Genomic DNA, 5,620 nt, shown 5'->3' on the forward strand with positions numbered 1-5,620 from the left:
GAGCGGGCGGCTTGTTTAAAGGATCCTGGCAGCGACCTACTTTCCCACCAGCGGTCCTGGCAGTATCATCGGCGAAGGAGGGCTTAACTTCCGAGTTCGGAATGGGATCGGGTGTACCCCCTCCTCTAAGGCCACCAGGAAATTCCTGGAGATATTAAGTTAATAAGGGAGGAACGCGTTTTGTACTTAGCGAGTCAAGCCGAACGGGCTATTAGTACCGCTTCGCTGAACGTATCACTACGCTTGCACGTGCGGCCTATCAACCAGGTAGTCTACCTGGGCCCTTCAGGGAGGACTAGTCTTGAGGCAAGTTTCCCGCTTAGATGCTTTCAGCGGTTATCTTTTCCGAACGTGGCTACTCTGCAATGCGGCTGGCGCCACAACAGAAACACCAGTGGTTCGTTCACCCCGGTCCTCTCGTACTAGGGGCAAACCCTCTCAATCCTCCTACGCCCACGGAAGATAGGGACCAAACTGTCTCACGACGTTTTAAACCCAGCTCGCGTACCACTTTAATCGGCGAACAGCCGAACCCTTGGGACCTGCTCCAGCCCCAGGATGTGATGAGCCGACATCGAGGTGCCAAACCGCATCGTCGATGTGAACTCTTGGATGCGATCAGCCTGTTATCCCCGGCGTACCTTTTATCCTATGAGCGATGGCCCTTCCATGCGGGACCACCGGATCACTAAAGCCTACTTTCGTACCTGCTCGAGATGTCTCTCTCACAGTCAAGCTCCCTTATGCTTTTGCACTCAACGGCTGGTTTCCAATCAGCCTGAGGGAACCTTTGCGAGCCTCCGTTACTATTTGGGAGGCGACCGCCCCAGTCAAACTACCCACCAGACAATGTCCTCCAGCCGGATAACGGCATGGAGTTAGATTCTTAAACATCCAAGGGTGGTATTTCAACGTTGACTCCCCCCACGCTAGCGCGCAGGGTTCACAGTCTCCCACCTATCCTACACATGAATGCCCAAAAACCAATGTCAAGCTATAGTAAAGGTGCACAGGGTCTTTCCGTCTTTCCGCGGGTAGACGGCATTTTCACCGCCACTTCAATTTCACTGAGCCTCCGGTTGAGACAGTGCGGAGATCGTTACTCCATTCGTGCAGGTCGGAACTTACCCGACAAGGAATTTCGCTACCTTAGGACCGTTATAGTTACGGCCGCCGTTTACCGGGGCTTCGGTTTAAGGCTTCGCTTGCGCTGACCTCACCCCTTAACCTTCCGGCACCGGGCAGGAGTCAGTCCGTATACGTCGTCTTGCGACTTCGCACAGACCTGTGTTTTTAGTAAACAGTCGCCACCGCCATTTCTCTGCGGCCTCCTGATGCTTACGTAGCAAGTACTTCACATCCAGAGGCACCCCTTCTCCCGAAGTTACGGGGTCAATTTGCCGAGTTCCTTAACCGGAGTTCTCTCAAGCGCCTTGGGATATTCTCCCCACCCACCAGAGTTGGTTTGCGGTACGGTTCGCGCGCGCTAAACTTAGAGGCTTTTCTCGACGGCATGGGATCAACCACTTCAGACTATAAAGTCACGGCATCACATCTCGGCCTTAAAGAGAGCGGATTTGCCTACTCTCAAGCCTACCTGCTTGCACCGGCGTCCAACAGCCGGATGGCCTACCCTTCCGTGTCCCCCCATCGCACACTCGCACGAGCACAGGAATATTAACCTGTTTCCCATCAGCTACGCTTTTCAGCCTCGCCTTAGGGGCCGGCTCACCCTGGGAAGATTAACTTTACCCAGGAAACCTTGGGTTTACGGCGAACGAGTTTCTCACTCGTTTTAACGTTACTCATGTCAGCATTATCACTTCCGTTTAGTCCAGCAGGGCTTACGCACTGCCTTCATCCCGTCACGGAACGCTCCCCTACCGATCGCACAAAGTGCGATCCCGCGGCTTCGGTGTCATGCTTAGCTCCGATACATTTTCGGCGCAACGTCGCTAGGCCAGTGAGCTATTACGCTTTCTTTAAAGGATGGCTGCTTCTAAGCCAACCTCCTGGATGTCTAAGCGACGTCACTTCCTTATACACTCAGCATGAACTTGGGAACCTTAGCCGGCGATCTGGGCTCTTACCCTCTCGACCCTGGACCTTCGCACCCAGAGTCTGACTCCCGGACATCAACGGACGGCATTCGGAGTTTGATAGGGTTTGGTAATCTGGTGGGACCCCTAGCCCTTTCAGTGCTCTACCTCCGTACGTCTAATCCGAGGCTATACCTCAATATATTTCGGGGAGAACCAGCTATCACCAGGTTTGATTGGTCTTTCACCCCTATCCACAAGTCATCCAAAAGGTTTTCAGCCCTAACTGGTTCGAGCCTCCACTCGGTTTTACCCGAGCTTCACTCTGCTCATGGATAGATCACCTGGTTTCGGGTCTACTCCCATGTACTAAAGCGCCCTATTCAGACTCGCTTTCGCTGCGGCTCCGTCATTTTAGACTTAACCTCGCACATGAGAGTAACTCGCTGACTCATTATGCAAAAGGCACGCGGTCACAGCCGAAGCTGCTCCCACCGCTTGTAGGCAATCGGTTTCAGGTTCTATTGCACTCCCCTAACAGGGGTTCTTTTCACCTTTCCCTCACGGTACTGGTGCACTATCGGTCGCTAAGGAGTATTTAGCCTTGGAGGATGGTCCCCCCAGATTCCCACGAGGTTTCACGGGCCTCGTGGTACTCGGGTGCCGGACGCGCCGCTTTCTGGTTCGGGTACGGGGCTTTCACCCTCTATGACGTGCCTTCCCAGACACTTCCCCTGCATACTTGCGGATCGCTTGTACCGGTCCCACAACCCCGCACGGACGAATCCGCACGGTTTGGGCTCTTCCCTCTTCGCTCGCCGCTACTGAGGGAATCTCATTTGATTTCTCTTCCTGCAGGTACTGAGATGTTTCACTTCCCTGCGTTCGCTTCTCCAAACCTATGTATTCAGTAAGGAGATGACTGGACATGACTCCAGCCGGGTTTCCCCATTCGGAAATATCCGGATCATAGCCTGTTTGGCGGCTCCCCGAATCTTATCGCAGCCTACCGCGTCCTTCATCGCCTCTTAGCGCCAAGGCATCCACCGATTGCCCTTATTATCTTGTCCCGCGTACTAACGCGTTCCATCCCTTATTCAACTTTCAATGATCTGCCGCCGTTGTCCCGCCGTTCATTCCACCATTATGGTGGAGGCGAACGGGTTCGAACCGATGACCTCCTGCGTGCAAGGCAGGCGCTCTCCCGGCTGAGCTACGCCCCCATCAAACATGGGGTGGTGGGCCTGGATAGACTTGAACTATCGACCTCACGCTTATCAGGCGTGCGCTCTAACCACCTGAGCTACAGGCCCTCGGGCCGGCGGCTGCAAGGATTTGATCCTTGCAATTAAATAGCGAGTCGGGTTTCTTTCTGTAAAGGAGGTGATCCAGCCGCAGGTTCCCCTACGGCTACCTTGTTACGACTTCACCCCAATCATCGGCACTACCGTAGACGCCTGCCTCCTTGCGGTTAGCCCGGCGGCTTCGGGTAGAACCAACTTTCGTGGTGTGACGGGCGGTGTGTACAAGGCCCGGGAACGTATTCACCGCGCCATGCTGATGCGCGATTACTAGCGATTCCAGCTTCATGCAGTCGAGTTGCAGACTGCAATCCGGACTGAGACGGACTTTTTGGGGTTGGCTTCACCTCACGGCTTCGCGACCCTTTGTATCCGCCATTGTAGTACGTGTGTAGCCCTGGGCGTAAGGGCCATGATGACTTGACGTCGTCCCCACCTTCCTCCCCGTTGACCGAGGCGGTCTCCCTAGAGTGCCCGGCTTTACCCGGTAGCAACTAAGGACAAGGGTTGCGCTCGTTGCGGGACTTAACCCAACACCTCACGGCACGAGCTGACGACAGCCATGCAGCACCTGTCTCCCCGCTCCCCGAAGGGCACTCCTCCTTTTCGGGAGGATTCGAGGGATGTCAAACCCAGGTAAGGTTCTTCGCGTTGCATCGAATTAAACCACATACTCCACCGCTTGTGCGGGCCCCCGTCAATTCCTTTGAGTTTCAGCCTTGCGACCGTACTCCCCAGGCGGGATGCTTAATGCGTTAGCTGCGGCGCCGAAGATCGCTCCCCGACACCTAGCATCCATCGTTTACCGCGTGGACTACCAGGGTATCTAATCCTGTTTGCTCCCCACGCTTTCGTGCCTCAGCGTCAGTACCTGTCCAGGTGGCCGCCTTCGCCACCGGTGTTCCTCCTGATATCTACGGATTTCACTCCTACACCAGGAATTCCGCCACCCTCTCCAGGACTCGAGTTCGACAGTATCAAGCGCAGTTCCCCGGTTGAGCCGAGGGATTTCACGCCTGACTTATCAAACAGCCTACGCACGCTTTACGCCCAGTGATTCCGATTAACGCTCGCGCCCTCCGTATTACCGCGGCTGCTGGCACGGAGTTAGCCGGCGCTTCCTCTGAAGGTACCGTCAGACCGAGAGGCTATTCGACCCCCGGCGGTTCTTCCCTTCTGACAGAGGTTTACGACCCGAAGGCCTTCTTCCCTCACACGGCGTCGCTGCGTCAGGGTTTCCCCCATTGCGCAATATTCCCCACTGCTGCCTCCCGTAGGAGTCTGGACCGTGTTTCAGTTCCAGTGTGGCTGATCATCCTCTCAGACCAGCTACCCATCGTTGCCTTGGTGGGCCGTTACCCCGCCAACTAGCTAATGGGACGCGGACTCATCCTCAAGCGCAAGCTTCGTCGAGAGGCCTGCTTTGAACCCATGATGAAATGGATTGTTAGACGGTATTAGCGGGTCTTTCGTCCCGTTATCCCGAACTCAAGGGTAGATCATCCACGCGTTACTCACCCGTGCGCCGCTCTACTCAGAGACCGAAGTCTCCTTTCTCGCACGACTTGCATGTGTTAAGCACGCCGCCAGCGTTCAATCTGAGCCAGGATCAAACTCTCCAGTTTGAAATCCTTGTCTTGCTGAAACCCAGCCGACTTGCGTCGACAGGGTGTGCTTTTTCTTTCAGAATCACCCGACTCGCTATTTAATTGTCAAAGATCACTTCCGCGTTTTCTCGTCGCGGGGAGGAGCTTGTAACCCCCTCCGGATCATCTTGTCAACGACTTTTTTCTCGCCGCCGACTCTTTTTTTCAATCCCGCTCCGAAGTCTCCTTCGTGGCGGAGGGGCTTTCTAAGCTTTCACCCCCGTGCCGTCAACCACTTTTTTCAAGTTCGTTTCCGGCCCCGCCCTCGAAGTTCCCTTCGCGGCGGGAGGGGCTAACTACTCTCAGTCGGCCCCGGATGTCAACGACTTTTTTCATCCGTTTTTTCATCCGCCCCGTCCCGGGTGGAAACCTCGTGACGGGAGGAGCTTTCTAAGCGCCCCGCCGCCAGTTGTCAACGGCTTTTTTCGCCGCCGACCAGATTTCTTTTCCCCGTTCCGGGAGGAACGCGCTACGCATCAACACTGCATCGCACTCTGTCACCAACCCACTCTGTGGCCGTTCGGGCTCATGGTGCGGTCGGTCCGTCATGCAACGCTTCAAACGATGCGTCGCCGTCCCTTACTCATACTTGGCTGATAAAGATCGTTTCCGTCTCCGCCCGTCGTGAACGTTG

The 5,620-nt window shown here is 55.3% G+C and carries 2 tRNA genes and 3 rRNA genes; all 5 read right to left on the bottom strand.

Annotation, left to right across the window (positions count from 1 at the left end):
- Nucleotides 1–23 precede the first annotated feature (23 nt).
- A 5S ribosomal RNA gene (gene rrf, locus NNJEOMEG_RS20100) occupies nt 24–139 on the bottom strand.
- 51 nt (nt 140–190) lie between these two features.
- Nucleotides 191–3,109 (bottom strand): 23S ribosomal RNA (locus tag NNJEOMEG_RS20105).
- A gap of 77 nt (nt 3,110–3,186) precedes the next feature.
- Nucleotides 3,187–3,262 (bottom strand) — tRNA-Ala (locus NNJEOMEG_RS20110).
- A 13-nt stretch (nt 3,263–3,275) separates the two neighbouring features.
- Nucleotides 3,276–3,352: transfer RNA gene (locus NNJEOMEG_RS20115), tRNA-Ile, on the bottom strand.
- A 63-nt stretch (nt 3,353–3,415) separates the two neighbouring features.
- Nucleotides 3,416–4,965 (bottom strand): 16S ribosomal RNA (locus tag NNJEOMEG_RS20120).
- The 16S, 23S and 5S rRNA genes sit together here with 2 tRNA genes alongside, the layout of an rRNA operon.
- Nucleotides 4,966–5,620 lie beyond the last annotated feature (655 nt).

This window comes from Fundidesulfovibrio magnetotacticus (assembly GCF_013019105.1).
Classification (GTDB): Bacteria; Desulfobacterota; Desulfovibrionia; order Desulfovibrionales; family Desulfovibrionaceae; genus Fundidesulfovibrio; species Fundidesulfovibrio magnetotacticus.